This window comes from Geotalea sp. SG265 (assembly GCF_022808985.1).
Classification (GTDB): Bacteria; Desulfobacterota; Desulfuromonadia; order Geobacterales; family Geobacteraceae; genus Geotalea.
Map to the genome: position 1 here is coordinate 1 of NZ_JAKZFT010000003.1, position 25,524 is coordinate 25,524.

Consider the following 25,524-nt stretch of genomic DNA (forward strand, 5'->3'; position numbering starts at 1 on the left):
AAGAAGGCGGCAACCATGAATACCCAGACTATCGCTGCTTTCCAGAAGCTTCCACGGCTGCTGTGCCAGACGCTAACAGTAGACAACGGCAAGGAATTTTCACAGTTCAAAGAGCTGGAAGCAAAAATAGGGCTGAAAGTGTACTTCGCCGATCCCTATGCAGCCTGGCAGCGAGGAACCAACGAAAACACCAACGGCCTCTTACGGTTCTACTTTCCTAAAGGTACCGATTTTCACGCAGTTACTGAAGAAGAACTGCATTTCATAATTGAAAAGGTGAATCATCGACCCAGAAAATGCCTTAACTACCAGACACCACACGAAGTCTTCTTTCAAAATTCACGTGGTGCACTTGCAATTTGAATCCACCTTCTCTTCTAAGACCGCCCAGCAATCCCCTTAACCGCCCCCAAAATATCCGCCGGCAACACAAACGTCTTAGCATTCTGCGACACTGACAGCTTCTGAATGGCATTCACATAGCGGTCGCCGAGGAGAAACAGCGCCGGCAGCTCCTTCTCCCCCACTGCCCCGGCAATATCCTCGATGGCCTTGGCCGAGGCCTCGGCCAGCTTGATCTGCGCCTCTGCCTCCAGCTTGGCCGACTCCAGCTTCCCTTCCGCCTCGCGGATCATGGCTTCCTTCTTCCCTTCCGCCTCCAGGATCATGGCTCTTTTCAGCCGCTCGGCGGTGGCCTGCTGCTCCATGGCCCGCTGCATGGAATCGGAGGGCTTGATGTCCTGGATCTCGACAGATTTAACCAGGATGCCCCAATCGGTGACGTCTTCTGAGATGATGTCCTTGAGGCGGGCCTTGATGATGTCCCGGGAGGAGAGCGCCTTGTCCAGCTCCATCTCGCCGATGATGGCGCGTAGCGAGGTCATGACCAGGTTCTGGATGGCGTATTCGTAATTGCTGATGCCGTAGACCGATTTGACCGGGTCGATGATCTTGATGAAGGCGATGGCATTGGTGACGATGACGGCGTTGTCCTTAGTGATCGCCTCCTGGGCGCCGATGTCCAGGGGGATGTCCTTGGTGGTCAGGCGGTAGGCGACGATATCCACGTAGGGAATAATGATGTTGAGACCGGGCTTCAGGGTGCAGTGGTATTTGCCGAGGCGCTGGACGACGAATTCGTACCCCTGGGGCACGAGCCGCACCCCCATGAAGACGGTGATCACCACCAGGGCAAAGAGAACGGTAAGGACAATTGTAGCGGGATTCATCAGCTTTCTCCTTTTTTCAGTTTTTCCACCTTCATCACGTGGCCTTCCACATCCACAACTTTCACCCGGTCCCCGATCTCCAGAGGCTCATCGGCCAGGCAGGGCCATTCGTCGGCACCCAAAAGGGGGAGCTGGAACTTGACCGCCCCCTTGGCGTAAGGCTCCGCGCCACGGATGACCAGGCCCGTCTGGCCCAGGACGGCATCCTTGGCAGTACCGGAAAAGGTCCTGCTTTTGTTGCGGGGATTGAAAAAACGGAACCAGACGAAGGTGAAGAGAATGGAGGCGACGCACCAGGCGAAGATCTGCAGGGGTAAAGGACAGGCTGGGAAGAGCGCCAGCAGGATGCTGACGAGAACTGCTCCCAGGCCGAACCAGATGATGGTGAAGGATGGAACGACCAGCTCAAGGCCGATGAGGATGAGACCAAGGACAAGCCAATGCCACCAGAGGATATCCATCTGTACCTCCAGGAAAGGTAACCATAAAAGCTATGGAAACCAAAGATTTAACAAAAAGTGTAAAAAAATTTTACACCTGTAAAAAATTTTTACACTTATATCATTAAGATAATTCAGGTTTCGCCAATATATGCCAACAGACGGTGGGGTTCAACACATTAAAAACTATAATTCGTTCATTAGCGACAGCCTCCCCCACTCCACCGCACCTGTACACCTAAGCGGGTAAGTAGAGACGTATCATCGTATTTACGCAAGATCATAACCATTGTAAATACGGAAAGAAAAAGCTCTGAATCAATGAAGTCAGATGGGATTTCAGCTTTGCAATGGGATGTGATGCGGTATGCTTTTATAAGGTGAAAGAAGGTCCAATGGAGGTAATTTATGGTGCAGAATGTCCTCCTTGCCATGGCCATGCTTCTTGCCACCGCCTGCGCGGGACAGCAGAAACAGACCACCGCCAACCTCCCCACCACGACCCATCAGTGCGGCATCCATGACATCTGCGTCTCATGGCAGCCGGTAACTACCGATACGGGTATCTGCATCGAGGGGACAGTGGTGAACAATCGCCAACTGAAGCCCTATGAGCCCCTGGAACTCACTGCAGAACTCCTCGACGACCAGGGAAAGGTGCTGGCAAAGGGGAGCAGGCATTTTGCCGAATCGTTCACCGGGCCTGAGGATTTCCGCATCGAGATTCCGATGGACACAGGGAAAGCGCCCAAGTGCCTGAAATTCACCTATTCAAATGAAAAGGGAGGCAACCGTTACTGGCTGAAATACTTTTAGATTCACCAACCTGCACAAGGAGGTTGATCATGATCGAAGGGACCAGACTTGAAGGCCGTCACATCGCGCTCCTAGCCGCGGACGGTTTCGAAAAGGTGGAACTGGAGGTACCCCTGAAGGCGCTCCGGCTGGCGGGGGCGACGGTGGACATCATTTCCCTGAGATTGGGACGGATTAGGGGGGTGAACATGCACGAACCGGCGGGCAAGGTTCAGGTGACCATGACGGTGCAGGAGGCCGATCCGAAGAATTATGACGGCATCTTCATTCCCGGCGGCTTCATAAACCCCGACCTGCTGCGCCAGTCGGCCGAGGCACGGGAATTCGTCCACGCCTTCCAGGTATCGGGCAAGCCCATCGCCACCATCTGCCATGGACCATGGGTATTGGCGTCGGCGGGGATGCTGCGCGGGCGAACCATCACCTCGTGGCCCGGCATTCGCGACGACATGGTCAATGCCGGTGCGACGTGGCTGGACCAGGCGGTGGTATGGGACGGCAACATCATCACCAGCCGTGGGCCCCAGGATTTGATGGAGTTCGTCCCGGCAATAGTCGAGGCATTCTCCGGTGCGGCTCCCCTTGCGGAGCAGGCACCCGCCCCGATGGTCTCGGCACCCCAGCGAAACGAGCCCCCCCAGGCCATGCTGACGGCCATGAAATGGATGCCGACGCCGGCAGTTCGCACCGCACTGGGTATCGGTGCCATAGCTTTAGGCGCCATGGCCATGCGTCGCCGCCATGCCCCGCCCCGGCAGGCCAGGATGTAACTCAGCCGAAGCAACAAAAAAGCCCTGATGCTCTCAGGGCTTTTTCGCGTCCAACCTTGTTACTCCTTGTTTCACCACAACTTTGCTCTCTTCGATGATCTTGCGGAATGCGGGGCTGGTTGTCGCCCAATCAACCACGTCCACTTTAATGGTCAGGTCCGAATCCTCGAACGATTGCCGAAGGTCGGCCATCAGATCAATGGGCAATGGCCTGTCCGAGATTACCGCCAGATCCAGATCGGAATAGGGTTTGGCCGTCCACTTGGCGCGGGAGCCGAAAGCCCATACCTCATAGCCCGGGAGGGATTTCTCCAGGATGCGCCTTACCTCATCCCAATCGTGGGGCTTCAGGTCCAGGTCCGCCTTCACGAAGGTACCACTCATACCAGACTGCTTCTTTCCATGAGCCGAGCATATAAATATTTGGCCTCCTCCAGGAACTCGGGCGCAATGGCGTAAACTGCCTCAGCTTTGTCCACATCATAGGTATGACTGCTGTCGGTGCGTGCTTGACGGTAGACTCGCCAGCGCAGCCAATCGGAACGTAGAAGTCCCTTTTCATTGCCGGTCCGGATCAGATTCTGAAACGTGCTGAAATCAGCTTCGTCAGGGCTTGCAGCGGTTTCCTCAAGGTACCTTCGGAGCATTTTGTGACTCAGCTCATAGGTGAACTCGAAGCACTGAATAACCGAGTTCCGCAACTGCTCGAACAGTTCCCCATCCATCTCGGCAGCCGGCGAATGGGTGAATTTCAGGCTTTTTTCAAGCTGGCTTATGGCGTTTTGCAGGGAACTGAAGTCAAGGGCCATATATTTTTCCTCTTTTAGGATTGCTTTGCCCTTTCTACACGAGAAAGCAAGGAATTTCAATTAATTTCCGGGATGTTCCGGGGATCACCCCTCCCCTTTACCCCAACCTCCATCTAATTACTTGAACAGGTAAGTATTTATTGTTATATTCACAACCCTGCTTTTATGTACTGCTGATGCGACAGGAGGGACACATGGACGATTTGGAAAACCAGATGGGGCTTTTCGAGATACCGAAGATCGTGAAACCGGCACCGGTGAAAAAGGCAGTTGAGAAACCGGCACCGGTCAGGAAGGCAATAGAGAAGGTTGCGACACAGGGGGCGAAGAGGACGCGGCAGGTAGCGGTAAAACCATTGAAGCGGGGGGTGAAGGCGGCGACCGTAAAGGCGGTCTCGGGGCTGGTGCCCGAGGGGGATGTGCGGCTTACGGCAAACATCCGCCAAGACCTGCACCTGAAACTGAAGATTGCGGCGGCCCACCGGCGGACCACCATCGGAGAGATGATCGAGGAGCTGATCGACCGCTACGTGGCGGACCATTGAAAAAGGGACTGATCTCCGGCGTCATTCCTGTGAGCACAGTGCTTGTTGCCTCGTCATTTATATTTTCCAGAATTCAGATGGTGATGGTTTCTCCGGGCCGCAGTCTCGGCTCCTCCGGCTTCATGAAAGAGGCATAAAATAGCACCATGAAGATAACGAGGATTGCGGCTAGGACAATAATCATCGGCCGCAGCGACACCTCGCCTTCCCGCGTCGGTGCCTGCAGCATCCCCAGTACTGCGATCACCACCCCAAGGCCCCCGAACATCCAGCCCACCACCAGCCCGATCAGGGCGAATTCCGTTTCCCCCACCGGCGAGAGCAGAAAGAGCCAGGCCAACTCAGCATGGAAGAAGGTGGCAATGGTGATCAGCACCATGGCGACCAGTATGTAATTAAGTCCTAGTCTGACCGTCTTCTTGCGCATCAGCACATCCTCACTGACACCAGCTCACGTCCCCTACCCCTTTGCGCAGCACTTCCGGCCGATCGCCGATCAGACTCACCACCGAGCTCACATCCGCCGTCAGCACGCCCCCGTCCACTGTCAAATCGATCAGCTTGCCCAGAGTTCTTTCCACCTGGAATGGATCGCCGATGGGGTCTTCTCCGGAGAGATTGGCACTGGTGGTGATGATCGGATGCCCCAGGAGCTTTGTTATGGCAAGACAGATCCTGTTGGCGGGGATGCGGATACCGACGGTTTTCTGCTTGGTCATACAGAGATCGGGAACGACGCTGGTGGCATCGAGAATAAAGGTATATGGCCCGGGCAGGAACCGCTTCATCACCTTGAAGGCGTAATTGCTCACCTTGGCGTAATGGGCAATGTCGGAGAGGTCGGCGCAGATGAAGGAGAAGGGCTTTTTCTTGTCACGCTGCTTGATGGCGTAAATGCGCTCGATCCCCTTCTTGTTGAAGATGCTGCAGCCGATGCCGTAGGTGGTATCGGTGGGATAAGCCACTACCCCACCCTTTTCCAGGATTTCAACAACCTGGGCAACAAGGCGCGGCTGTGGGTTTTGTGGGTTGATTTCCAGGAGCATCATGCACCCGGGTTCAGTTCCAGCAGGTCGGGATGCGTAAAGCGGCCGTCCTTCTGGATCAGTTGGTCGTCGAACCAGAGTTCGCCATCACCGGTGAGAATCTTGACCATATCCCAGTGGACAGCGGAACGGTTGCCGTTGTCGCACTCGTCGTAGCACTGACCGGGGGTGAAGTGGATGGAACCGAAGATCTTTTCATCGAAGAGGATATTGCGCATGGGAACGCGGATGTTGGGGTTGACGCCGATGGCGAATTCACCCACATAGCGCGCTCCCTCGTCTGTATCGAGGATGTCGTTCAGCTCCTTGTCCATTCCCCGGCTGGTGGCCTTGACGATCTGTCCCTTGCTGAACTCCAGGCGGATGTCGTTGAATTCCTTTCCCTGGTAAACAGTCGGGCAGTTATAGGTGATGTAACCTTCCACCGAGTTTTTCACCGGAGCGGTGTAGACCTCGCCGTCGGGGATGTTGTAACGGCCGTCGCACTTGATGCCCGGAAGCCCTTTGATGCTGAAGGTAAGATCCGTATCGGAGGCCTTGATGTGCACTTTGTCCGCGGCATCCACCAGCTTCTTCAGCTTGTCCTGTTTCAGGGATTCAGCATGCCAGTCGATGCAGCAAGCGGCGAAGAGATAATCCTCGTACTCGTCCAGGCTCATCTTCGCCTCCTGGGCGGCACCATGGGTGGGGAAGCGGGTGATGACCCAACGGGTGTTCTTGACCCGCCTGTCGATAATGGGACGGGTCAGCTTCGACCAGGCTATCATTTTCTTCTGATCGGCCTTGGCCATGACCATGGAGTTGTCAGCGGCGGACAGGCCTATATAGACGTCCACCTTCTTCATCAGGTCCAGTTTGTGTTCGGGAAAGTAGGAAAGTTGCTCTTCAGTGGCATTGTTGTAGAAATAGCGGTTGATATCGGGGACGGTAAATTCGTACTCTACGTATTTGGCCCCCTTTTCCAGGCAGAGGGCATAGAGTTCCTTGACCAGGGGAATAGACTCCATACCGCTGGCCGAAATGAGAACCACATCCCCCTTTTTCACTTTGGTGGAATAATTAACCAGTACCTCGGCCAGTTGCCTGACGCGCATGTCTTTCATCATAACCTCCAGACTTTTCTGTTATCTGCCGGTGTGGCCGAACCCTCCGGTACCGCGCTCGCTTTCTCCAAGTTCGGCGACTTCCTCAAAGGCTGCCCTGCTGAAAGGAGCAAAGACCATCTGGGCGATGCGTTCGTTGTGACCGATGACAAACGGTTCAGTGCCGTGGTTGATGACTATGACGCCGATCTCGCCCCGGTAATCCGCATCGATGGTGCCGGGAGAATTGACCAGGGAAATGCCGTGTTTCAGTGCCAGCCCGCTGCGGGGCCTGATCTGGGCCTCGTATCCTTCGGGAAGCTCAATGGCAATGCCGGTGGGGACGAGGGTTCTTTCCCCCGGCTCCAGCACCAGCTCCTGGTCCAGGTCAGCACAGAGATCCATGCCTGCGGCATGGGCCGTCATATACCGGGGAAGCGAATGCCCCTTTTCCGGCCGGACGCGCTTGATTTTAACGTTGATTGCATTCATGGGAGTCAGTGAAGGGTGATGCCGGAAAAGGATTTGCTGTCATCGGTCTTGCCGAGGAGCACAAGAGTCAGGTAGTCCTCGTCCAGCAGCTCTCTGGCAATGTCAATGATCGATTGGGTGGTGACGTTGTCGAAGCCGGCAATGATGGCATCGATGGGCTGGTATTCACCGAAATATATTTCGTTTTTGGCCAGTTTCGACATGCGGTTATCGCTGCTCTCCAGGGAAAGGATCATATTCCCCTTGAGCTGCTCCCGAGCCGAATCCAGCTCCACCTGTGGAACAGGTTCCCGTTTCAGCCGTTTCAGCTCGGCAAGGGACAATTCCAGCACCTCCCGGTGGCGGTCGGGAGCCGACCCCGCATAGATGACCAGAGATCCTGAATCGGCATGGGATGCCATGTACGAATATATGGAGTAGGCAAGGCCGCGCTTTTCCCGCACTTCTTGAAAGAGGCGGGAACTCATGCTGCCGCCCAGGAGGGTATTCATGACGAAGGCGTCGAAGCGCCTCGGGTGATTCTGAGACAGTCCGCGGATTCCCAGGCACATGTGCACCTGCTCCAGGTCACGTTCCACTGCTTCGATACGTTTTTTGTGAGTAGGTGCGCTGGATGCCTCCCGGCCATTGCCGTCAGCAATGTGGGGGAGATTCCGCTGCAAAAGGTCAAGCAGTTCCTGGTGATCCACATTGCCGGCAGCGGTGATGATGATATCTTCCGCCCGGTACATACGGTCCTTGAAGCCGACGATCTTCTCCCGGGTCAGTCCACCGACCGACTGCTGGTCACCGAGAATGGACATGCCCAGGGGGTGGTGTTTCCAGAATTTCTGGTGAAACAGGTCGTGGATGAAATCTTCGGGGTTGTCCTCCACCATGCTGATTTCCTGGAGGATGACCTTGCGCTCCTTCTCGATTTCTTCGGGGTCGAAGAGGGAGTTGGTGAAGATGTCGGTCAGGATATCCACCGCCTTGGGGAGAAAGCGGTCCAGCACTTTGGCATAGTAGCAGACATATTCGCGGCTGGTGAAGGCGTTGAGGATGCCCCCGACCGAGTCAATCTCCCGGGCTATGTCCAAGGCCGTGCGGCGGGTCGTTCCCTTGAAGAGGAGATGTTCTATGAAGTGGGCGACGCCGTTCGACTCCCGCCGTTCGTGGCGGGAGCCGTTGGCGACCCAGATTCCGATGGAAACTGAATTGAGGTTCGGCAGTGTCTCTGAGATGACACGGATACCGTTTTCAAGGGTGGTCTTTTTTATCATGGTAAGAACTATACACCGGAATGGGGAAATTACCAGCCGCTACTCGGGCAGGCTGGCACCCAGTGCTTCTTTCCGGGACAGTTTGATCTTACCCTGTTTGTCGATGCCGATGCATTTCACCAGCACTTTATCCCCTTCCTTGAGGACGTCGGTGACGTTCTTGACCCGCTCCGTATCCAGCTCGGAGATATGGACCAGGCCGTCAGTGCCGGGGAAGATTTCGACGAAGGCGCCGAATTCCATGACCTTTTTCACCAGGCCCATGTAAAGCTTGCCTTCTTCGGCCTCGGCGGTCAGGTCGCGGATCATCTTGATGGCCAGATCGCAGGCCGCCTTATCGGTGCTGGCAATATTGATCTTGCCGGTGTCGTCGATGTCGATGGTAACGCCGGTGGCCTCGGTGATGCCGCGGATGTTCTTGCCGCCGGAGCCGATAACGTCGCGGATTTTGTCGGTCTTGACGTAGATGGTGGTAATGCGCGGCGCAAAGGTGGACAGCTCCGCCTTGGGGGCAGCGATGGTTTCCGCCATCTTGCCGAGAATGTGCAGGCGCCCCTCATGGGCCTGCTTCAGTGCGACCCCCATAATCTCGCGGGTGACACCGCCGATCTTGATGTCCATTTGCAGGGCGGTGACCCCGGCTGCGGTTCCGGCAACCTTGAAATCCATATCCCCCAGATGATCCTCGTCACCGAGGATATCGGAAAGGATAGCAAAATCGTTTCCTTCCTTGATGAGACCCATGGCGATTCCGGCAACCGGCGCCTTGATGGGGATACCGGCATCCATCATGGACATGGAACCACCGCAGACGGAAGCCATGGAGGAGGAGCCGTTGCTCTCCAGAATGTCGGAAACGATCCTGATGGTATAGGGGAAGCTCTCATGCTTGGGCACTACCCGGGCCAAAGCCCGCTCGGCCAGCATGCCGTGGCCGATCTCGCGGCGCCCAGGAGCCAGACGGAAACTGGTCTCGCCGACGGAAAACGGCGGGAAATTGTAGTGGAGCAGGAAGCGCTTTTTGCTCTCGCCGAAGAGGGAGTCGATGCGCTGCTCATCGATGGAGGTGCCCAGGGTTGCCACGACGAGGGCCTGGGTCTCGCCCCTGGTGAAAAGGGCCGAGCCATGTGCCCTTGGCAGCAGTCCCACTTCGGTGGTTATCTGGCGGATGGTCTTGGTATCGCGGCCGTCGATGCGCTCGCCGTCCTTGATGATGTGCTCGCGGACCAGCTCATACTCGAAGTCGCCCATAAAGGCCTTTATGTCCTTTTCGGCACCTTCGAATTCCTCGGTCAGTGCTGCGATAACCTCTTCGGTGATGGCATCGATGGTGTTGTGCCGTTCGACCTTGGACTTGATCCGAACCGCCTCTTTCATGCGGGCGTAGGCAAGTTCCTTAACCTTCGCCTTCAGCGTTTCGTTAACGACAGGAGGCAGAATTTCACGCTTTGCTACGCCTGCCTTTTCGGCCAATTCCACCTGGGCGGTCAGAAGGCCCTGGATTGCCGCTTGGCCGAAAAAGATGGCCTCCAGCATATCCTCTTCGGGAACCTCGGCAGCACTTCCCTCGACCATGATAACGGCGTCCTTGCTGGCTGCAACGACGATCTCGATGTCGCTCTTTTCCATCTCTTCATAGCTGGGATTGGCAATGAATTTGCCGTCAACCCTTCCCACCTTCACCCCTGCAATCGGCCCCTGGAACGGAACGTCCGACACCATCAGGGCAGCGGAAGCGCCAACCATGGAGAGAATACCCGGATCGTGGTCCTTGTCTGCAGAAATGACAGTAGCCATGATCTGGGTATCGTTAAGGAAGTTCTCCGGGAAGAGCGGCCTGATGGGCCGGTCGATGAGCCGGCTGGTCAGGGTCTCGTTATCAGAGGGACGAGCCTCGCGTTTGAAGAAACCGCCGGGAATCTTGCCCCCTGCGTATGCTTTTTCCTGGTAATTGACCGTCAGGGGAAAGAAATCCTGCCCTTCCTTGGCGGTCTTGGTGGCCACTGCCGTAACCAGCACCCTGGTATCGCCGCTGCTGACGACCACGGCGCCGCTGGCCTGCTTGGCCATCTTGCCGGTTTCGATGGTGATGGTTCTTCCACCACATTCCACCTGTACTTTAGTTTCCATATTCGTTCGGTCTCCTAGTCTTTCTTTTCGTTGACTGTTGGGGCCGCCGATAAATCATTCATTACAGGTGAATGACTGATTTATCCACGCCCCCAACAAAATAAAAGGGCCATTACAGCCCATTTCCAATAAAAAAAGAAAGGCAATATACCCCGCAAGAGGTATACTGCCTTCTCTTACCTTCTTATACCAAGCTTCTCAATGATGTTTCTGTATCTTTCCACGTCTTTCTTCTTGAGGTAATCAAGCAGTCCCCTTCTTTGGCCGACGATCTTCAGAAGCCCGCGACGACTGTGGTGATCCTTCTTGTGGGTCTTGAAGTGCTCGGTCAGATAGGTGATGCGCTCGGTGAGGATTGCTATCTGAACCTCCGGCGATCCGGTATCGCTGTCATGGAGTTTGTACGCACCTATGATTTCCTGTTTCTTGTCAGTTGCCAACATTTACTACACCCCCTTTTTCTTTAAGATTAGGATTTTAGCTTGATTGCGCAAGCAATTTATCGGATAAAGCCAGATACTATTACCACAAACCCTTTGATCTGTAAAGGAATTATCCAGAATTAAATACCCGGCAAAGTCTGAAGGAAAGCTGCCCCCCCTTCTCCGGCAAGATAAAAGCCTCAGCCACGGCCATAAGATTCTCCCGCACCGACAGCCGGACCAACTGGCCGTCCGCCGGCCATTCATCCGGCTGGTGCAGAAAATCCCCGGAAACAGGGGCAATGCCGCGTATGACCCTAGCCGCACCCGTTTCACTTAAGATCAGGTCCGGCAGATGGGAAAGCCCCCCATGGGGTGATACAAGGCCCGCAGCTATCGCCCCGTCTTCAAACCTTTTCTGCAGAAGCTCCGGCGTAGCGGCGTCGTCAATTGTGAACGGCCCGCTCCTGGTCCGGCGAAGCTGCACCAGATGGGCACCGCAGCCGAGCCTTTCACCCATATCGTGGGCCAGAGTCCGCACATAAGTACCCCGGGAGCACCTGACGGTAAAAGCCACCTGGGGCAAGCTTATCCGGTCGATCACCAGGGAAAAGATCTCGATCTCCCGTGCTTCTCGTTCCACCTCAGTTCCCTGCCGGGCCAACTTGTAAAGCGGCACGCCGTTTCTTTTCAGGGCAGAAAACATGGGGGGAAGCTGGTTCTGCCTGCCGAGCATGCCCTGACAGGCGTCCCTAACAGCCTGTTCCGTAATGCCCGACCAATCAGCACTACGTATGATGACGCCTGTGCAGTCCTGGGTGTCGGTGGCAGACCCCAAAACCATGACCGCCTGATATTCCTTGACCCCCTCGTCCAGAAAGGGAATAGCCTTGGTCCCTTCGCCCAGAGCAACGGGCAGAACCCCGGTGGCAAAAGGATCCAGGGTGCCGGTATGCCCCACCTTCTTCTGCCGGGCCAACCGGCGCACCATGCCGACCATGTCGTGGGATGTAACCCCGGCCGGTTTGTCTACAACTATGAATCCGTCGATCATCTGCGCAGGGATTGTTCCAGCAGGGTGAAGATCTTCTCTTTTACAGCAGAAAGGGTGCCTTCAACGGTGCAGCCGGCGGCATTGTGGTGGCCGCCGCCGGAGAATGCCGCTGCTAGGGCGGAAACATCCACCTTCCCCTTGGACCGGAAACCGACCTTGAAGAGCCCTTCCCTGATCTCACGGAAAAAGACAGCCACCTCGACCCCCTTGATGGAACGGGGATAATTGACGAAGCCGTCGGTCAGTTCGGCACTGGCGTTGCACTGCCTATACATATCAAGGGTGACGGCAATGGAGGCATAGTCGCCAAAAGGGGAAAAAGAAAGGGTCGCCAGGGCCAGGGCAAGGAGCTGCAGGCGGTTCTGGGGCTGGCTCTCATAGAGCTTTTCCGCCACATCCCAGGCGTTGATCCCCTTTTCCACCATTTTTGCGGCGATGGCAAAGGCCTCGGGATTGGCATTTGAGTAACGAAAGGAACCGGTATCGGTAATGACGGCGGTATAGATGCAAAGGGCGATGTCGTAGTTTATCTGCTGGCCCGCCCCTTCAATGATGCGATAGATGAGGGCACCGGTGGCACACGCCTTGGTGTCCACATAGTTGATCGCTCCGAATTGTTCGCAGTTCAGGTGATGATCGATATTGACGAATTTGCCGATGGTCCGGCAGCTGGTGATCGCCGTGCCGGCGCGCCTTAGCTCGCCCACATCCAGGACGAAACAGACATCATAGTGACGCGGGGGGAGCCCATTGACCACTTTGTCCGCCAGGGGAAGGAACTGGTAGATATCGGGCACCGGATCGCAAAGGTAAACCGTCACATCCTTGCCGAGACCGGTCAGATAACCGGCCAGGGCCAGGCTTGAGCCGACGGCGTCTCCATCGGGGCTTTCGTGAGTGGTTATGAGGAATGACGTATTGGCTGCGATTTCGTCAGCTATTTTCTTTATCATTATCATCGTGTTCCGTTGAGCCGATTTCCTTCAGTATCGATTCGATGCGTGAACCGTACTCAACGGAGGCATCGTATTTGAAAACAACGTCGGGAACATAGCGCATGTGGAAACTCTTTCCCATTTCCTTGCGGATGAATCCCCGGGCGCTGTTCAGCCCCTGTTCGGTGGCCTTTTTTTCCTCATCGCTGCCGATCACAGTAAAGTAGACAGTGGCCAGATGCATGTCGTCGGTGACCTTGACACCGGTAATGGTGACAAAGCCGATGCGAGGATCTTTCAGCCCCTTGACAAGCAACTGGGAGACAAGCTCGTGGACTGCTTCGGCAACTTTTTCTGAACGTTTGAACAACGTTGACTCCTGTAATTTCAATCCCGGTTAGAGCTTAGCGGCGACTTTTTCCATCTCGAATGATTCTATGATGTCGCCGACCTTGAGGTCATTGTAGTTTTCTATGGAAATCCCACACTCATAGCCCGATGCGACCTCTTTGACGTCGTCTTTGAAGCGGCGCAGACTTGCCATTTTCCCCTCGAAAACCACGACATTATCGCGGAGCAGACGAACCTGGGAATTTCTGATCATCTTGCCGTCAAGGACATAGGAACCGGCGACGGTGCCGTGCTTGGGCACGGAGAATGTCTCCCTGATCTCTGCCCGGCCAAGGAATTTCTCCCGCAGGGTCGGCTCCAACAGGCCTTCCATGGCCTTCTTGATGTCGTCCACCGCATCGTAGATGATGTTGTAGAGACGTATATCGACCCCTTCCTTTTCGGCCAGGGCCTGTGCCTTGACTTCGGGACGGACGTTGAAGCCGAGGATGATGGCGTTGCTGGCCGTTGCCAGGTTGACGTCGGTTTCGGTTATGGCGCCGACCGAAGCATGAATGACGTTCAGACGGATGGCGTCGGTGGAAAGCTTGCGCAGGGACTCTGAAACCGCTTCCACGGAGCCCTGGACGTCGCCTTTGACGATGGTGTTGAGATCCTTGACCTCTCCCATCTGGATCTTTTCGTAGAGCTGTTCCAGGGAAAGTTTGCTGTGCTTGGCAAGCTCCGTTTCCCTGACCTTCTGCTGGCGCAGGCTGGCGATCTCCTTGGCCTGCTTTTCATCGGCCAGGGCGACGAAGACATCACCGGCATCGGGTACACCGGTAAAGCCGATGACTTCCACGGGCATGGAAGGACCTGCCGTAGCAACCTTCTCGGCGCGGTCGTTCTGCATTGCCCTGACGCGGCCGAAATTAACGCCTGCAACGAAGTAGTCGCCGACCTTGAGGGTACCTTCCTGGACCAGTACGGTTGCCACCGGACCACGTCCCTTATCCAGCTTTGCTTCGACGATGGTGCCGCGAGCTTCCTTGTCGGGATTGGCCTTCAGTTCCAGCACGTCGGCCTGGAGCAGCACCATTTCCAGAAGCGTCGGCAGATTAATACGCTTCTTTGCAGAAACATCGACAAAGATGGTGTCGCCCCCCCACTCTTCGGAAACGAGTCCCAGTTCCATCAATTCCTGCTTGACCCGTTCCGGCTTGGCTTCCGGCTTGTCGATCTTGTTGACGGCGACAATGATGGGTACGCCGGCAGCCTTGGAGTGATTGACCGCCTCCCTGGTCTGGGGCATGACGCCGTCGTCGGCAGCGACGACGAGGATGACGATGTCGGTGACCTTCGCTCCACGGGCACGCATGGCGGTAAAGGCCTCGTGACCCGGAGTATCCAGGAAGGTTATCTTGCGGCCGTTGAGGGTAACGTCGTAGGCACCGATGTGCTGGGTGATGCCGCCGGCCTCACCGGCAATGACGTTGGTCTGGCGAATGGCATCCAGCAGTGAGGTCTTGCCGTGGTCGACATGGCCCATGATAGTTACCACAGGAGGCCTTTTGACCAGGCTTTCTGGTGCATCAGGCGCAGATTCCAGTATTTCGTCGATATCCAGGGCCACGTTCTCGATTTCGTAACCGAAATCGGTGGCAAGGATGGTGGCGGTATCCACGTCGAGGGCATGATTGATGGTGGCCATGACCCCCATCTTCATCAGGGCGCGGATGAGGTCATTGGCCTTGATCCCCATCCTTTTGGCCAGTTCGCCGACGGTGATGGTTTCAGAGATCTTGATGATCCTCTTGATGGCCTTGGGAACGGTGATCTCCGTCTTCTTGCCGATCTGGACCTTCTCTGCCTTTCTCTTCCCTTTCCCTCTCGGTCCGGGCTCGAAGACCCGCTCATGTTTCTCGAAGAGGTCCGACTTCTTGAACTCTTCCTTGCGTTTAGGTGCCGGGGCTCCTGCAGCACCTTTTTTACCGGCAACACCGGCAGCTTCTTTCCCTTTACGCCCCTTTCTCCGATCTTCACCTACGGGCGGCATTTCCAGAGGCACGGCAGCCGGCCGTTCAGGTCCACGGGCTTGTCCTGGTCTTTCGGGACCGCGGGTCACAGGGCGCTCGGTGTAGCCGGGCCTCCCTTCGGGACGGCCGGCAGGGCGGGGCCCACCGGGACGGTAACCGGCTTCAGGACGCTGCCCCGGTCTTTGACCTTCAGGCCGGGGGGTAGGGGCCGGTCTTTCTCCGGAGCGGCGTGCCTCGGGTCGTTCCAATATCCGCGCAGCCGGTTGGCCTTCACGCTGGACGGGCGGTTTCTCTTTCTGGGTCAATCCGGGGATTTCGACCCGCCCCAGAATCTTTGCCTTGTTGGGACTGGGTTTTTCCGGAGCCGCCTCTTCTGCCGGCTGGGCCTTGACAGGCTCGGCTGCAGGTGGAGTGGGAACGGCAGGAGGAACCTCTTCGGCCTTGGGTTTTTCAACCTCGGGCGCCTTCTCCGCAATCTGGACCGGTGCCGGCTCAGCCTTGGCTTCGACTGGCGGCTCTTCCACAACGGTCTCAACGACCTTGGCGCGGCGGCGGATCAGTGTGGGTTTGACACGAACTTCTTCCTGGGAGACTTCCTTGACAGTAGCCGGAGCACTCAGCTTTTTAATGTCGGCATCATCAATGGCTGCCATGTGGTTCTTTACTTCCACACCGACTGCAGCGAGCTTTGCCATCAGTTCCTTATTGTCGATGCCCATTTGCTGTGCCAGCTCATATACACGGGTTTTACTCATCTACTATCGTCCCTCCTCGAAGAAGTTCCTCAACTTTGCTGTCTCCTGCTTAAGTGGTTCTATAAAGCCGCCCACCCCGATTGCCACGACGACCCTCATTTCCTTGCCGATAAGGGCGCCTAATTTCTCTTTATCAAAAAGGGTGCAGTATTCAACCCCGTTTCTTTCCGCCAGGGCCTTCACCTTCTGACCGATATCCGCCGAAATATCCGAAGCAATGAAGAGAAATCCGGGGGACTGGTCTTTCATCCGCTCAAGAACCATGTCCGTCCCCGAAGAGACCTTCCCCGCCTTGTTGGCCAAGGAGATGTAGGAGGCGATCCGCTCCTCGATCCTGGTTGCCAGCTGATCAATGAGCCCGGCCCCATCGGCCCCTTTGACTTCCCCCTTGAATGCGCGGCTGAACTGCCTTTTGTCTGCAGCACCCTTCACGCAGACAGAGGTCATGCAGGTGTAGGCACCACGACCCGGAAGCTTGGCCAGCAGATCGGGAACCAGCGTGCGATCCGGCGCCAGTACGAAGCGGAGCAGTTCCTTTTTATTTCTGGTAGTCCTGCAATAAATGCAGGTTCTTTCCGGACCTTTCTCAGCCATGGTCACTTACCGGGTTATCACTCCTCAGTTTCTTCTACCGGTGCAGCTTCGGTTGCCTCTTCCTCCTCGACCAGCTCCTCCTCGGTACCGTCGTAAGAAGCAAACTGCAGCAGCTCTGCTTCGGCCACCCGAGTCTCGCTCTTGATGTCGATCCTCCAGCCGGTCAATTTCGCCGCCAGGCGCACATTCTGGCCGCGCTTGCCGATGGCGAGGGATAGCTGATCGTCGGCAACGACGATCTCCATGGCCCGGTTTTCTTCATCCACGTAGACCTTGGAGACAACGGCCGGAGCCAGTGCGTTGCAGGCAAAACGGGCCACATCCTCCGACCAGGGAATGATGTCGATCTTTTCGCCGCGAAGCTCGGAGACCACGTTCTGCACCCTGCTGCCGCGCATACCGACACAAGCGCCGACCGGGTCCACATCGGAATCGTGGGAGTAAACGGCAATTTTCGCCCTGCTCCCCGGCTCCCTGACAACGCTCTTGATCTCGACGATCCCTTCGGCGATCTCCGGCACCTCGGCCTCGAAGAGCTTGGCGAGCATCATGGGATGGGTGCGGGAAAGGAGGATCTGCGGCCCTTTGGTGGTCATCCTGATCTCGGTGATGAGAGCCTTGACCCGGTCCCCTTGGCGGTATACTTCGCGTGGAGCCTGCTCTTTGTGGGGAAGCAGCGCCTCGGCGCGTCCCAAATCCACTACCAGGTCCCCTTTTTCGAAACGGCGGACGACACCGTTGATGACCTCTCCCTGGCGCTCCTGGAATTCATTGAAAATGGTCTCCCGCTCGGCTTCGCGCACCTTCTGGATAATGACCTGCTTTGCAGTCTGGGCAGCGATGCGACTGAAACCGCTGGCATCCATCTTCATTCCCAAGGAGTCGCCGATTTCCACGTCGGGGTCAATCTCCCGGGCCTCTTCCAGGTCTATTTCCTTGTAGGAATCCTGCACCTCATCGACGACGGTCACAAACTCGAACAATTCCACTTCGCCGATCTCGGGGTTGTAGTGTGCCTCCAGGTCACGGGTGTTGCGGAATTTTTTGTTGGCAGCGGTCAGAACTGCCTGCTCAAGAGCCTCCAGCACCACATCTTTATCAATCCCCTTTTCCTTAACGATCTGATCGATAGTATGCTTGAGGTTGAAGTTCGTTTCCACGTTTCTATCTCCTTAGTATCTGCTTGATATATTTGAAATATCAGAATTCGAATTCCAGATTGGCTTTGGCAATTTTATCCAGCGGGATGACGGCGTTCTGCCCTTCTTTCAGGGCCACATGGACCTGGCCATCCTGCAAGCCTTTCAGTTCGCCGAGAAAGGTCTTTCGCTTGTTGCCGGCATCGTCGGCCAGGGCTTCAAACGTCCGGATCTTAACCAGTTTCCCCGTATATCTTTCGTAATCGGCAGCTTTTTTCAGGGGGCGGTCGAGGCCGGGGGATGACACTTCAAAGCGATAATGCCCGGGTATGATATCCTCCACTTCGAGAATTTCCGACAACTCACGACTGACCGATTCACAGTCATCCAGGGTAACGCCCCCTTCCCTGTCTATGAAAAGCCGCAGGACCAGTTCTCGCCCTTCCCGCTTGTATTCGAGCTCAACCAGCTCCATGGCGAGGGACGACAGTACCTGTTCGGCAAGTTCGGTTACCCGGGAAACAACATCTACTTTGGCCATAATTTTCCCATAAAAAAAAGTGAGCCGGAGGAGCTCACTTTTAGTGAACATTTACTTGTGACTTCCTCTTTACCATGCAGATGGCCAAAAGGCAAGCATTTTTTTAGAAAATTTTATCGCCCGAATCCGATTGCGTGAGGGTTTCCGCCTGCAATTGACGAAAAATCGTTTCCGGGTAGTATTTGATAGAAACTGCTGGTTTTCATTAGGTAAAAGATATAGTATTGGCGGAATGAATTCCGACACATGAATGAACGCGCAAACTGCCGGCACCGCCACTACGAAAGCATCGAGGAAAAACATGAGATTACGTGTACTTGGTTGTGCAGGGGCCGAATTCCCCCACTTTCACCCATCGGCTTTCCTCGTGGATGAGAGTCTGCTGCTGGACGCGGGTACTATCGGCGCCGTGCTTTCCGAACACGAACAATGGGCCATTGCAGAGATATTCATCACCCATGCCCACCTGGACCATATCCGCGGCATTCCCATGCTTGCCGACAATATCGTCATCAAAGAACTGGATAAGCACCTGAACATTTACGGTATCGATGCAACCATTGATTCCCTGGGTACACACTTGCTCAATGATGTCATCTGGCCAGATTTCAGCAAGATTCCCCCGGCGCATCCGGTCATACGATACCGGAGGATCGTCCCGGAAGTGGAACTGGAGATAGGCGCATACCGGGTCACGGCGGTTGCGGTAAACCATACGGTGCCTGCAGTCGGATACATAGTCCGCAAGGGGAACAAATCCATCATGTACACGGGGGATACCGGTCCGACCGAGCGGCTCTGGGAATTCACGGACGGGCTTTCGGCCCTCATCATCGAGGTGTCGTTTCCAAATGAAATGGAGGAGCTGGCGCTTCTGACCAGGCATCTCACCCCGGCCCTGCTGGCCAGGGAACTGAAAAAGATCAAGACTCTGCCGCCGCGCATCCTGGTTACCCACCCGAAGCCGCAGCACTACGACAAGATAGCGTCCGAACTGGATGATCTGGGTAATGCACGGATAGAACTGTTGCGGGACGGCAATGTCTATGAGCTCTGATCCCGTGGTCGGCCTATGATAACCCTCCTCGGCGCATGGATACTGAAGCAGCTGTTGACCGGCATGGGATTGGTCGAAACCGTCACCCATGCCTTCAGTAACCTGCTCGTCACCCTCCATTACGGCAGGCGACCAATCATGGCCGTATTGCGGAAGCAGATTTATTTCACCGGCCTGGAATCGCTGAAAATTATCGTCATCATCTCGCTGACCATAGGCATTGTCATCATCACCCAGATCATCAGCCTGGTGGGGACCAATGAAACCCTTATGGGGCGGGTCCTGGTATGGCTCGTCATCCGTGAACTGGGCCCGGTTTTGACAGCCATCATCGTCATTGCACGAAGCGGCACAGCCATCGCCACCGAGCTAGGCTACATGAAGATCAACAATGAAATCGAAAGCATCGAGGCACTGGGAATCCCCGCTGAACGCTACCTCATCATGCCACGGGTGATCGGCGTAACCGCCTCGGTGGTAATCCTCACCATTTATTTCGAGATTGCCGCCATTCTTGGTGGATTCATCGTCGCGTCGCTGGGTTGGCATGTTTCCTTCGACAAGTTCGCCCAGAGCATATTCTCCATACTGACCATCAAGGAGCTCGGCATGTCCTTCGTCAAGAGCCTCTTTTTCGGGCTCTTCCTTTCGGCAGCCTGTTGCCGGAACGGGCTTGGCGTGGGCAGAAGCGCCACACAGATCCCCCAGGCGGCGACCAAAGGGGTCATGCAAAGCCTGTTTCTCGTCTTTGTGCTGGATGGAATCATAACCCTGGTTTCTCTTCTGTAACCGGACATTGCCATGACCGATACTGCCAACGATATAATCACTGCAGAAAAGATCGCCTGGAACGACCTGTTCAATGATGCCACCTTTGCCGTTGCACGGGGCTCCATCACCGTTATCATTACCCCTAAGGAGGAAGTGGATGCCTGGCTGGTACGGCTCATCCTCGGGTTTGTCGAAACCGACCGGGGAGAATTCAGCATTTTCGGCGCCAAACCAACTTCCCTGCCCGAGAACCGGCTGTACGAGCTGCGGCAGCGGATCGGCATCGTTTATGCCAATGGAGGACTCATTTCCAATCTGAAAATCTGGGAAAATGTCACCCTGCCCCTTTCATACAAAGGCAGAATGAATAACGCCGAAATGGAAACGCTCGGCGTACAGGTGCTGAAGCGGGCGGGGTATCAAGGAAAACTGATGCAGCTTCCTGGCCACACCCCCTTCCACCAGAAAAAAGCTGCTGGTTTCGCCCGGGCCATGCTCATGGATCCCGAACTGATGGTCTACGAATCGCCGCTTCTGGGGCTGAACCAGGAAGAACGGCGGGCCTTCATGGCGACCGCTATGCAGTTCCATGGCGAACAGGAAGGAAGAACATCCCTTTTTATCTCATCAAACCCTGAAGTCCTGCCCATGCTGAAGGATGCCAGGGTCATCACCATAAACCAGGGGCAGCAATCATGATAAAAGAAGAAGATGTGCGATTCAAACATCTGGAAAAGAAGATCGGCCTCTTCGCCGCCGTTGCCATCTTGGGTGCACTGGCGGTAGTGCTGTTCATCGGCGCCGATAAGGACCTTCTCACCCCCAAGTACAAATTGAAGTTCACCACCGAAAAGGGGACCGGCTTTGCCAAGGGGATGCCGGTCAAGCTCTCCGGCTTCCGGATCGGACGCGTCAAGAGCATCAGCCTCAATGAACAGGCCATGGTGGATATCGAAATGGAGATCGACAAGAAATACCAGAAATGGATCAAGAGCGATTCCACTGCCCGGCTCGTCAAGGAGGGGCTGGTCGGGGACAGTATCGTCGAGATATCGGTCGGCTCTGCCAAAGCCCGGGTCCTGAAGAACGGCGACACCATCAATTTTGAAAAGAGCAAGGGGCTGGAAGAAGTTGCCAACGACATTGCCGAAAAGGTCAAGCCTGTGCTCATGGAGGTCAAAGAAATCATCAGTTATGTCAACGACCCCAACGGGGACATCAAGCAGTCACTGGGCAACATCAAGGTCCTGACCCGGCAGTTGCAGGATACCCGGGAAAAGGTGGATGAGCTGCTGGTCTCTTCCCGGGACAATGTGGGCACCGTGACTAAAAGCAGCGTTGATCTCCTTAACAACACCAATGCCAAGGTTTCCGCCCTGGGGCCCACCCTGGAAAAGGTTGACCGGTCCATGACCAATCTGGAAAAGAGCCTTCCCCCATTGCTGCAGAAAGTTGACGCCAGCATGGACCATCTGGAAAAGACGACCCTGCAGCTGCAAAAGACCTCGGAAAAGGCTATGCCGAGGGTCCCGAAGCTGATGAATAAAGCAGAAGACGTCATGGAGGGAGCCGATACAGTGATGAATGCCGTCAAGGACATGTGGCCCTTCAAAAATCATGTCCCCCCTGCCGAGCAGCGGCAGTTCGTCCCGGGTGACAGCCATGAATAATGCACGAGTAATACTTTCCTGCGTCATGCTCCTCCTTCTCGCCCCCATCGGCTCCGGCTGCAGCCGAAATCTGCCCCGCCTGTCCCCCCCCCAGTTGGAGGCGATCAATCATAACATGCGTGGCATAAAGGCCGAAGCACGGGGAAACCACGAACTGGCCCTGGAGGAATTCGGCGAATCGCTGCGGATGAACGGGGCGCTCGATAATACCGAAGGCATGATCGTGGCACTGGTGAATATCTCCAGGGTGAACCGCCGCGGGGGGGATACAAAAGCTGCACAGGAAGCCATCGACCGGGCAGTGGAGCTGGTGGCGCCTGCATCGGATATTTTTCCGGAAGTCGCTTTCGAAAAGAGCAGCGTTGCCATGCAGGCGAATAACCTGCCGGTCGCGCAGGACTGGGCACTAAAGGCGGTTTCGACTGCCGCAGACGGCAGAAAAGCGGCGGCAACCAACCTCCTGGCCAGGATACTGCATCGGGAAAGACAGTCTGACGCGGCAAGAACGCAGGCGGAACAGGCACTTTCGTTGAGCCGGACGAACAATCAGCCGGAAGAGGAGGCCAATGCCCTGCGACTCCTCGGTTCCGTTCACAGAGAGGCAAAACGCGCCACTGAAGCCCTTGATGCTTATAGGAAGGCCCTTGATCTGGACAAGAGCCTCGGCAAAAGCCGGCAAATAGCCGCAGATCTGCGCGGCATCGCCGATACCTACGCGTCCGTAGGCAAGGACCGGGATGCGGTCTCCTTTTACCGACGCGCCCAGAGCGTCAGTCAGAACGGTGGCGACAGGGTTGCCGCTGCGGAAGATCTGCTCCGTCTGGCACAGCTCCATGAAAAGATGGGAGAAAAGGAGCGGTCGCTGCAGCTCATGGAAGAGCGCGAAACCTTGCTGCAGCAGGCCCACGAACGGTAACTTTACCAAAGCGCAAGAAAACGGCCCTGCAGCCCTTCACTTTTGCCCCTGAACCTGCTAAGATACGCCGTTCGATGGCTGCATTATCAATTTCCACAGAGAGAACACACCCATGAAATACATCAGCACCAGGGGAAATATCTCCCCCGTCGGTTTCAAAGACGCTGTCATGATGGGCCTTGCCACTGACGGCGGCCTGCTGCTTCCCGAGCATTTTCCAGCCGTTGACACTGCCACCCTTGCCTCCTGGCGGCAGCTCCCCTACCGGGAACTGGCCTTCCAGGTGATTTCCCGGTTCGTGGACGACATTCCCGCAGGGGACCTGAAGAAATTGATCGACAAATCATACGACAGCTTTGCCCACCCGGAAATCACCCCGGTAGTGGCCAAAAACGGTGTCCACATCCTGGAGCTTTTCCACGGCCCCACCCTGGCCTTCAAGGACGTGGCCCTGCAGCTGCTCGGCAACCTCTTCGAATACCTGCTCAAGGAAACGGGCAGAAAAATGAACATCGTCGGCGCCACCTCCGGTGATACGGGAAGCGCCGCCATCTATGGGGCCCGGGGAAAGGAAAACATCAATATCTTCATCCTCCACCCCTACGGCAAGACATCCCCAATCCAGGCACGGCAGATGACCACGGTTCTTGACGCCAATGTCTTCAATATCGCCGTGGAAGGCACCTTCGACGACTGCCAGAACATCGTCAAGGAACTCTTCAATGACCTTCCCTTCAAGGAGCAGTATGCCCTGGGAGCAGTCAATTCCATCAACTGGGCGCGGGTCCTGGCCCAGGTGGTCTATTACTTCTACGCATGGTTCCGGGTTGCCGACAAGAAGGAAACTCCGGTCACCTTTGCCGTTCCCACTGGCAATTTCGGCGACATCTTCGCCGGCTACGTGGCCAAACGCATGGGGCTTCCCATAGCAAAACTGCTCCTTGCCACCAACGAGAACAACATCCTGACCCGCTTCATCAATGAAGGAGACTACTCCAAGGGTTCCGTCGTCCAGACCGTCTCGCCATCCATGGATATTCAGGTGGCCTCCAATTTCGAACGATATCTCTACTACCTCTTCGGTGAAGATCCGGCACGGGTCCGCGACTGTTTCAGCCACTTTGCCGCCACGGGCCGCATGACCTTCACTGCCGAAGAAATGAACAAGGTACGGGCAGAATTCGCCTCCCGTTCCGTCAATGAAGCGGAAACCCTGGAGACCATCGCCGCATTCCACCGGGAGACCGGCTATCTCCTCGATCCTCATACGGCCGTCGGGGTCAAGGCGGCCCTGGAATACACCCAGGACGGCACAGCTGTCTGCCTTGCCACCGCCCATCCCGCCAAGTTCGGCGAGGCGGTCGAAAAGGCCACCGGCAATCCCCCGTCCCTCCCCGCATCCCTGCATGGTATCGAAAAACTACCGACCCGCTGCGAGATCATGCCGGCGGACCGGGCCGCCATCCGGAATTACGTAGCCGAAAAGGCCCTCTGAGCAAAGACAGCAACAAAAAACCCCGTCTCTTAAGGCGGGGTTTTTCTTTCTCCGGGTTTCGCCATTTACTGAAAAGGGGGTCACCGGTCATGATACTGAACTGGAAGGATATAGACACGGTCCTGCTGGATATGGACGGAACCCTCCTGGATCGCCATTTCGACGATCATTTCTGGCTGGAGCATGTGCCGAAACGCTATGCGGAGAAGCACAAGATACCTTTTAAAGATGCGCAGGTGATGCTCGTCAACCATTTCCGCTCCCAGGAAAACACCCTCAACTGGACAGACCTGGACTATTGGAGTGCGCAACTGGGGCTGGACATACCGCTCCTGAAAGAGGAGGTGGATCATCTCATTGCGGTTCACCCCTTCGTCATTGAATTCCTCCTCTACCTGAAACAGCACCGCAAGGCGGTCTACCTGGTGACGAACGCCCACAGCAAGACACTGGCCCTGAAGATGAGAAAGACCCGCATCGGCTCTTACTTTGACGCAATCGTCTCCGCCCACGACCTGGGACTGCCCAAGGAAGATGCTGCATTCTGGCCGAAGCTTGCCTCCCGCATCAGGTACACCCCAGAAAGGACCATGCTCGGTGAAGACAGCGAAACGAACCTTTCCTCGGCTGCCGAATATGGCATCAGGTACCTGATCTACGTGAGCCGCTTCAGTTCCACCATTCCCCCCATCGCCTCCCGGAACTTCTCATCCATTCACTATTTCAGCCAGCTTATCCCCCAGGACGGCTCCACTGAGATCAACCTGGCCGGGATACCGCTGCCTCACGATCCTATCTGAACGGAATCACCTCCAGCTTGCCGAAATCCCCCCGTTCCAGCTTCAGGGCCCGACGCTCAAGCTCCAATTCGTTGGCGTCTTCCTCACGGACCTGGCGGTACTCCAGGAGTTGCTGCAGAAGAAACGCAGCACCGACGAGAGAAGCGAGCTTGTAGCGGTGGGCAAAGACCAGACCGATACCGCTCCCCAGCAATACCAATCCTGCGGAGGTCATCGCCAGATCCATTCCCCGCTCCCGATTGAGAAAGCGCAGCTCTTTTCTGATATTCGGCAGCTTGTCCTGTTTGAGATTGAGTGGTTTATCGCTGTCCGGCTCCACATCGGCCCTTCCGCGTTTACTGGTACGAAATCGATTGAAGATGCCCGCGTTAAGCAGCATTGTCGACCT

30 protein-coding genes are annotated in these 25,524 nt (G+C 55.8%); 11 read left to right on the forward strand and 19 right to left on the reverse strand.

Translation table 11 applies throughout. The annotated features are described in order from the left end of the window. A partial coding sequence (locus ML541_RS04235) for an IS30 family transposase (RefSeq protein WP_243371140.1) occupies positions 1-363 on the forward strand: 363 nt, incomplete at its 5' end. Positions 364-377: 14 nt separating this feature from the next. Here the strand turns inward: ML541_RS04235 and ML541_RS04240 are convergent. Together ML541_RS04240 and ML541_RS04245 are read right to left on the reverse strand one after the other, a co-directional pair. Further along, positions 378-1,229, reverse strand: coding sequence for an SPFH domain-containing protein (locus ML541_RS04240; protein ID WP_243371142.1), 852 nt, complete (start codon positions 1,227-1,229; stop codon positions 378-380). Continuing rightward, positions 1,229-1,690: an NfeD family protein gene (locus tag ML541_RS04245; RefSeq protein WP_243371143.1), complete on the reverse strand. Its 462-nt coding sequence runs from the start codon at positions 1,688-1,690 to the stop codon at positions 1,229-1,231. Before ML541_RS04245 ends, ML541_RS04240 begins: the two co-directional genes overlap by 1 nt. A 387-nt stretch (positions 1,691-2,077) precedes the next feature. Between ML541_RS04245 and ML541_RS04250 the strand changes: the two genes are divergently transcribed. Then, positions 2,078-2,485, forward strand: coding sequence for a hypothetical protein (locus tag ML541_RS04250; RefSeq protein ID WP_243371144.1), 408 nt, complete (start codon positions 2,078-2,080; stop codon positions 2,483-2,485). A gap of 29 nt (positions 2,486-2,514) precedes the next feature. After that, a complete protein-coding gene (locus tag ML541_RS04255) occupies positions 2,515-3,255 on the forward strand; it encodes a type 1 glutamine amidotransferase domain-containing protein (protein ID WP_243371145.1) in 741 nt (246 codons plus the stop codon). Between the two features lie 33 nt (positions 3,256-3,288). Here the strand turns inward: ML541_RS04255 and ML541_RS04260 are convergent, their stop codons facing one another. Then, positions 3,289-3,639 (reverse strand): nucleotidyltransferase domain-containing protein, encoded by a 351-nt coding sequence (locus ML541_RS04260; RefSeq protein ID WP_243371146.1) that lies wholly within the window; start codon positions 3,637-3,639, stop codon positions 3,289-3,291. Beyond that, positions 3,636-4,064: an HI0074 family nucleotidyltransferase substrate-binding subunit gene (locus ML541_RS04265; protein ID WP_243371147.1), complete on the reverse strand. Its 429-nt coding sequence runs from the start codon at positions 4,062-4,064 to the stop codon at positions 3,636-3,638. The genes ML541_RS04260 and ML541_RS04265 overlap by 4 nt, the downstream gene beginning before the upstream one ends. 194 nt (positions 4,065-4,258) lie before the next feature. On the opposite strand from ML541_RS04265, the gene ML541_RS04270 reads away from it, so the two are divergent. Then, positions 4,259-4,609, forward strand: a complete 351-nt coding sequence (locus ML541_RS04270; protein ID WP_243371149.1) for a hypothetical protein — start codon at positions 4,259-4,261, stop codon at positions 4,607-4,609. A 73-nt stretch (positions 4,610-4,682) separates the two neighbouring features. Here ML541_RS04270 and ML541_RS04275 read toward each other — a convergent pair whose 3' ends face one another. The 14 genes from ML541_RS04275 to rimP all read right to left on the reverse strand — a co-directional run bounded on the left by ML541_RS04275 (position 4,683) and on the right by rimP (position 18,427). Next, positions 4,683-5,036, reverse strand: a complete 354-nt coding sequence (locus tag ML541_RS04275; RefSeq protein WP_243371150.1) for a hypothetical protein — start codon at positions 5,034-5,036, stop codon at positions 4,683-4,685. Positions 5,037-5,046: 10 nt separating this feature from the next. Beyond that, the gene (locus ML541_RS04280) at positions 5,047-5,655 is read right to left on the reverse strand and encodes an L-threonylcarbamoyladenylate synthase (protein WP_243371152.1); all 609 of its coding nucleotides are present in this window, start codon (positions 5,653-5,655) and stop codon (positions 5,047-5,049) included. Further along, the gene (locus ML541_RS04285) at positions 5,655-6,758 is read right to left on the reverse strand and encodes an aminopeptidase (protein ID WP_243371154.1); all 1,104 of its coding nucleotides are present in this window, start codon (positions 6,756-6,758) and stop codon (positions 5,655-5,657) included. The genes ML541_RS04280 and ML541_RS04285 overlap by 1 nt, the downstream gene beginning before the upstream one ends. Positions 6,759-6,779: 21 nt before the next feature. Beyond that, the gene (dut, locus tag ML541_RS04290) at positions 6,780-7,229 is read right to left on the reverse strand and encodes a dUTP diphosphatase (protein ID WP_243371155.1); all 450 of its coding nucleotides are present in this window, start codon (positions 7,227-7,229) and stop codon (positions 6,780-6,782) included. 5 nt (positions 7,230-7,234) lie between these two features. After that, positions 7,235-8,491: a pitrilysin family protein gene (locus tag ML541_RS04295; protein WP_243371156.1), complete on the reverse strand. Its 1,257-nt coding sequence runs from the start codon at positions 8,489-8,491 to the stop codon at positions 7,235-7,237. Positions 8,492-8,530: 39 nt separating this feature from the next. Beyond that, the gene (gene pnp, locus ML541_RS04300) at positions 8,531-10,621 is read right to left on the reverse strand and encodes a polyribonucleotide nucleotidyltransferase (RefSeq protein WP_243371157.1); all 2,091 of its coding nucleotides are present in this window, start codon (positions 10,619-10,621) and stop codon (positions 8,531-8,533) included. A 176-nt stretch (positions 10,622-10,797) separates the two neighbouring features. Further along, complete coding sequence (gene rpsO, locus ML541_RS04305; protein WP_243371158.1) at positions 10,798-11,064, reverse strand: 30S ribosomal protein S15; 267 nt, start codon at positions 11,062-11,064, stop codon at positions 10,798-10,800. Between the two features lie 109 nt (positions 11,065-11,173). Continuing rightward, a complete protein-coding gene (truB, locus tag ML541_RS04310) occupies positions 11,174-12,094 on the reverse strand; it encodes a tRNA pseudouridine(55) synthase TruB (protein ID WP_347710782.1) in 921 nt (306 codons plus the stop codon). Continuing rightward, entirely contained in the window at positions 12,094-13,050 is a 957-nt protein-coding gene (locus ML541_RS04315) for a bifunctional oligoribonuclease/PAP phosphatase NrnA (RefSeq protein ID WP_243371159.1), read from the reverse strand. The genes truB and ML541_RS04315 overlap by 1 nt, the downstream gene beginning before the upstream one ends. Then, positions 13,031-13,402, reverse strand: a complete 372-nt coding sequence (locus ML541_RS04320; RefSeq protein ID WP_243371161.1) for a ribosome-binding factor A — start codon at positions 13,400-13,402, stop codon at positions 13,031-13,033. Before ML541_RS04320 ends, ML541_RS04315 begins: the two co-directional genes overlap by 20 nt. A gap of 27 nt (positions 13,403-13,429) precedes the next feature. Continuing rightward, positions 13,430-16,153: a translation initiation factor IF-2 gene (infB, locus tag ML541_RS04325; protein ID WP_243371163.1), complete on the reverse strand. Its 2,724-nt coding sequence runs from the start codon at positions 16,151-16,153 to the stop codon at positions 13,430-13,432. A gap of 3 nt (positions 16,154-16,156) precedes the next feature. Further along, a complete protein-coding gene (locus tag ML541_RS04330; protein ID WP_243371165.1) occupies positions 16,157-16,747 on the reverse strand; it encodes a DUF448 domain-containing protein in 591 nt (196 codons plus the stop codon). A 17-nt stretch (positions 16,748-16,764) separates the two neighbouring features. After that, positions 16,765-17,907 carry a transcription termination factor NusA gene (gene nusA / locus ML541_RS04335; RefSeq protein WP_243371167.1) on the reverse strand — a complete coding sequence of 381 codons (1,143 nt, stop codon included), beginning with the start codon at positions 17,905-17,907 and terminating at the stop codon, positions 16,765-16,767. Positions 17,908-17,947: 40 nt separating this feature from the next. Next, entirely contained in the window at positions 17,948-18,427 is a 480-nt protein-coding gene (gene rimP / locus ML541_RS04340) for a ribosome maturation factor RimP (protein ID WP_243371169.1), read from the reverse strand. Positions 18,428-18,728: 301 nt separating this feature from the next. On the opposite strand from rimP, the gene ML541_RS04345 reads away from it, so the two are divergent. The 7 genes from ML541_RS04345 to yrfG all read left to right on the forward strand — a co-directional run bounded on the left by ML541_RS04345 (position 18,729) and on the right by yrfG (position 25,136). Then, the gene (locus ML541_RS04345; RefSeq protein ID WP_243371171.1) at positions 18,729-19,484 is read left to right on the forward strand and encodes a 3',5'-cyclic-nucleotide phosphodiesterase; all 756 of its coding nucleotides are present in this window, start codon (positions 18,729-18,731) and stop codon (positions 19,482-19,484) included. A 15-nt stretch (positions 19,485-19,499) separates the two neighbouring features. Then, the gene (locus tag ML541_RS04350) at positions 19,500-20,273 is read left to right on the forward strand and encodes an ABC transporter permease (RefSeq protein WP_243371172.1); all 774 of its coding nucleotides are present in this window, start codon (positions 19,500-19,502) and stop codon (positions 20,271-20,273) included. Between the two features lie 12 nt (positions 20,274-20,285). Further along, on the forward strand, positions 20,286-20,954 hold the full coding sequence (locus ML541_RS04355; RefSeq protein ID WP_243371173.1) for an organic solvent ABC transporter ATP-binding protein: 669 nt from the start codon (positions 20,286-20,288) through the stop codon (positions 20,952-20,954). Then, positions 20,951-21,925, forward strand: a complete 975-nt coding sequence (locus tag ML541_RS04360; RefSeq protein WP_243371174.1) for an MlaD family protein — start codon at positions 20,951-20,953, stop codon at positions 21,923-21,925. Before ML541_RS04355 ends, ML541_RS04360 begins: the two co-directional genes overlap by 4 nt. Beyond that, positions 21,918-22,841, forward strand: a complete 924-nt coding sequence (locus tag ML541_RS04365; protein WP_243371175.1) for a tetratricopeptide repeat protein — start codon at positions 21,918-21,920, stop codon at positions 22,839-22,841. The genes ML541_RS04360 and ML541_RS04365 overlap by 8 nt, the downstream gene beginning before the upstream one ends. Before the next feature lie 112 nt (positions 22,842-22,953). After that, positions 22,954-24,336 (forward strand): threonine synthase, encoded by a 1,383-nt coding sequence (gene thrC / locus ML541_RS04370; RefSeq protein ID WP_243371176.1) that lies wholly within the window; start codon positions 22,954-22,956, stop codon positions 24,334-24,336. Between the two features lie 89 nt (positions 24,337-24,425). Further along, a complete protein-coding gene (yrfG, locus tag ML541_RS04375) occupies positions 24,426-25,136 on the forward strand; it encodes a GMP/IMP nucleotidase (protein WP_243371177.1) in 711 nt (236 codons plus the stop codon). Here yrfG and ML541_RS04380 read toward each other — a convergent pair. Beyond that, the gene (locus ML541_RS04380; protein WP_243371178.1) at positions 25,129-25,515 is read right to left on the reverse strand and encodes a hypothetical protein; all 387 of its coding nucleotides are present in this window, start codon (positions 25,513-25,515) and stop codon (positions 25,129-25,131) included. The two genes, yrfG and ML541_RS04380, sit on opposite strands and share 8 nt — an antisense overlap. Between the last annotated feature and the right edge of the window lie 9 nt (positions 25,516-25,524).

Coding starts and splice junctions, on each gene's coding strand:
- ML541_RS04285 (WP_243371154.1), bottom strand. CDS start 6,758: ATGAAAGACATGCGCGTCAGGCAACTGGCCGAGGTACTGGTTAATTAT.
- ML541_RS04265 (WP_243371147.1), bottom strand. CDS start 4,064: ATGGCCCTTGACTTCAGTTCCCTGCAAAACGCCATAAGCCAGCTTGAA.
- thrC (WP_243371176.1), top strand. CDS start 22,954: ATGAAATACATCAGCACCAGGGGAAATATCTCCCCCGTCGGTTTCAAA.
- ML541_RS04315 (WP_243371159.1), bottom strand. CDS start 13,050: ATGATAAAGAAAATAGCTGACGAAATCGCAGCCAATACGTCATTCCTC.
- pnp (WP_243371157.1), bottom strand. CDS start 10,621: ATGGAAACTAAAGTACAGGTGGAATGTGGTGGAAGAACCATCACCATC.
- ML541_RS04355 (WP_243371173.1), top strand. CDS start 20,286: ATGACCGATACTGCCAACGATATAATCACTGCAGAAAAGATCGCCTGG.
- ML541_RS04295 (WP_243371156.1), bottom strand. CDS start 8,491: ATGATAAAAAAGACCACCCTTGAAAACGGTATCCGTGTCATCTCAGAG.
- yrfG (WP_243371177.1), top strand. CDS start 24,426: ATGATACTGAACTGGAAGGATATAGACACGGTCCTGCTGGATATGGAC.
- ML541_RS04330 (WP_243371165.1), bottom strand. CDS start 16,747: ATGGCTGAGAAAGGTCCGGAAAGAACCTGCATTTATTGCAGGACTACC.
- ML541_RS04275 (WP_243371150.1), bottom strand. CDS start 5,036: ATGCGCAAGAAGACGGTCAGACTAGGACTTAATTACATACTGGTCGCC.
- ML541_RS04360 (WP_243371174.1), top strand. CDS start 20,951: ATGATAAAAGAAGAAGATGTGCGATTCAAACATCTGGAAAAGAAGATC.
- ML541_RS04280 (WP_243371152.1), bottom strand. CDS start 5,655: ATGCTCCTGGAAATCAACCCACAAAACCCACAGCCGCGCCTTGTTGCC.
- infB (WP_243371163.1), bottom strand. CDS start 16,153: ATGAGTAAAACCCGTGTATATGAGCTGGCACAGCAAATGGGCATCGAC.
- rimP (WP_243371169.1), bottom strand. CDS start 18,427: ATGGCCAAAGTAGATGTTGTTTCCCGGGTAACCGAACTTGCCGAACAG.
- ML541_RS04250 (WP_243371144.1), top strand. CDS start 2,078: ATGGTGCAGAATGTCCTCCTTGCCATGGCCATGCTTCTTGCCACCGCC.
- rpsO (WP_243371158.1), bottom strand. CDS start 11,064: ATGTTGGCAACTGACAAGAAACAGGAAATCATAGGTGCGTACAAACTC.
- ML541_RS04345 (WP_243371171.1), top strand. CDS start 18,729: ATGAGATTACGTGTACTTGGTTGTGCAGGGGCCGAATTCCCCCACTTT.
- ML541_RS04270 (WP_243371149.1), top strand. CDS start 4,259: ATGGACGATTTGGAAAACCAGATGGGGCTTTTCGAGATACCGAAGATC.
- ML541_RS04380 (WP_243371178.1), bottom strand. CDS start 25,515: ATGCTGCTTAACGCGGGCATCTTCAATCGATTTCGTACCAGTAAACGC.
- ML541_RS04260 (WP_243371146.1), bottom strand. CDS start 3,639: ATGAGTGGTACCTTCGTGAAGGCGGACCTGGACCTGAAGCCCCACGAT.
- ML541_RS04240 (WP_243371142.1), bottom strand. CDS start 1,229: ATGAATCCCGCTACAATTGTCCTTACCGTTCTCTTTGCCCTGGTGGTG.
- ML541_RS04365 (WP_243371175.1), top strand. CDS start 21,918: ATGAATAATGCACGAGTAATACTTTCCTGCGTCATGCTCCTCCTTCTC.
- ML541_RS04255 (WP_243371145.1), top strand. CDS start 2,515: ATGATCGAAGGGACCAGACTTGAAGGCCGTCACATCGCGCTCCTAGCC.
- ML541_RS04245 (WP_243371143.1), bottom strand. CDS start 1,690: ATGGATATCCTCTGGTGGCATTGGCTTGTCCTTGGTCTCATCCTCATC.
- ML541_RS04350 (WP_243371172.1), top strand. CDS start 19,500: ATGATAACCCTCCTCGGCGCATGGATACTGAAGCAGCTGTTGACCGGC.
- dut (WP_243371155.1), bottom strand. CDS start 7,229: ATGAATGCAATCAACGTTAAAATCAAGCGCGTCCGGCCGGAAAAGGGG.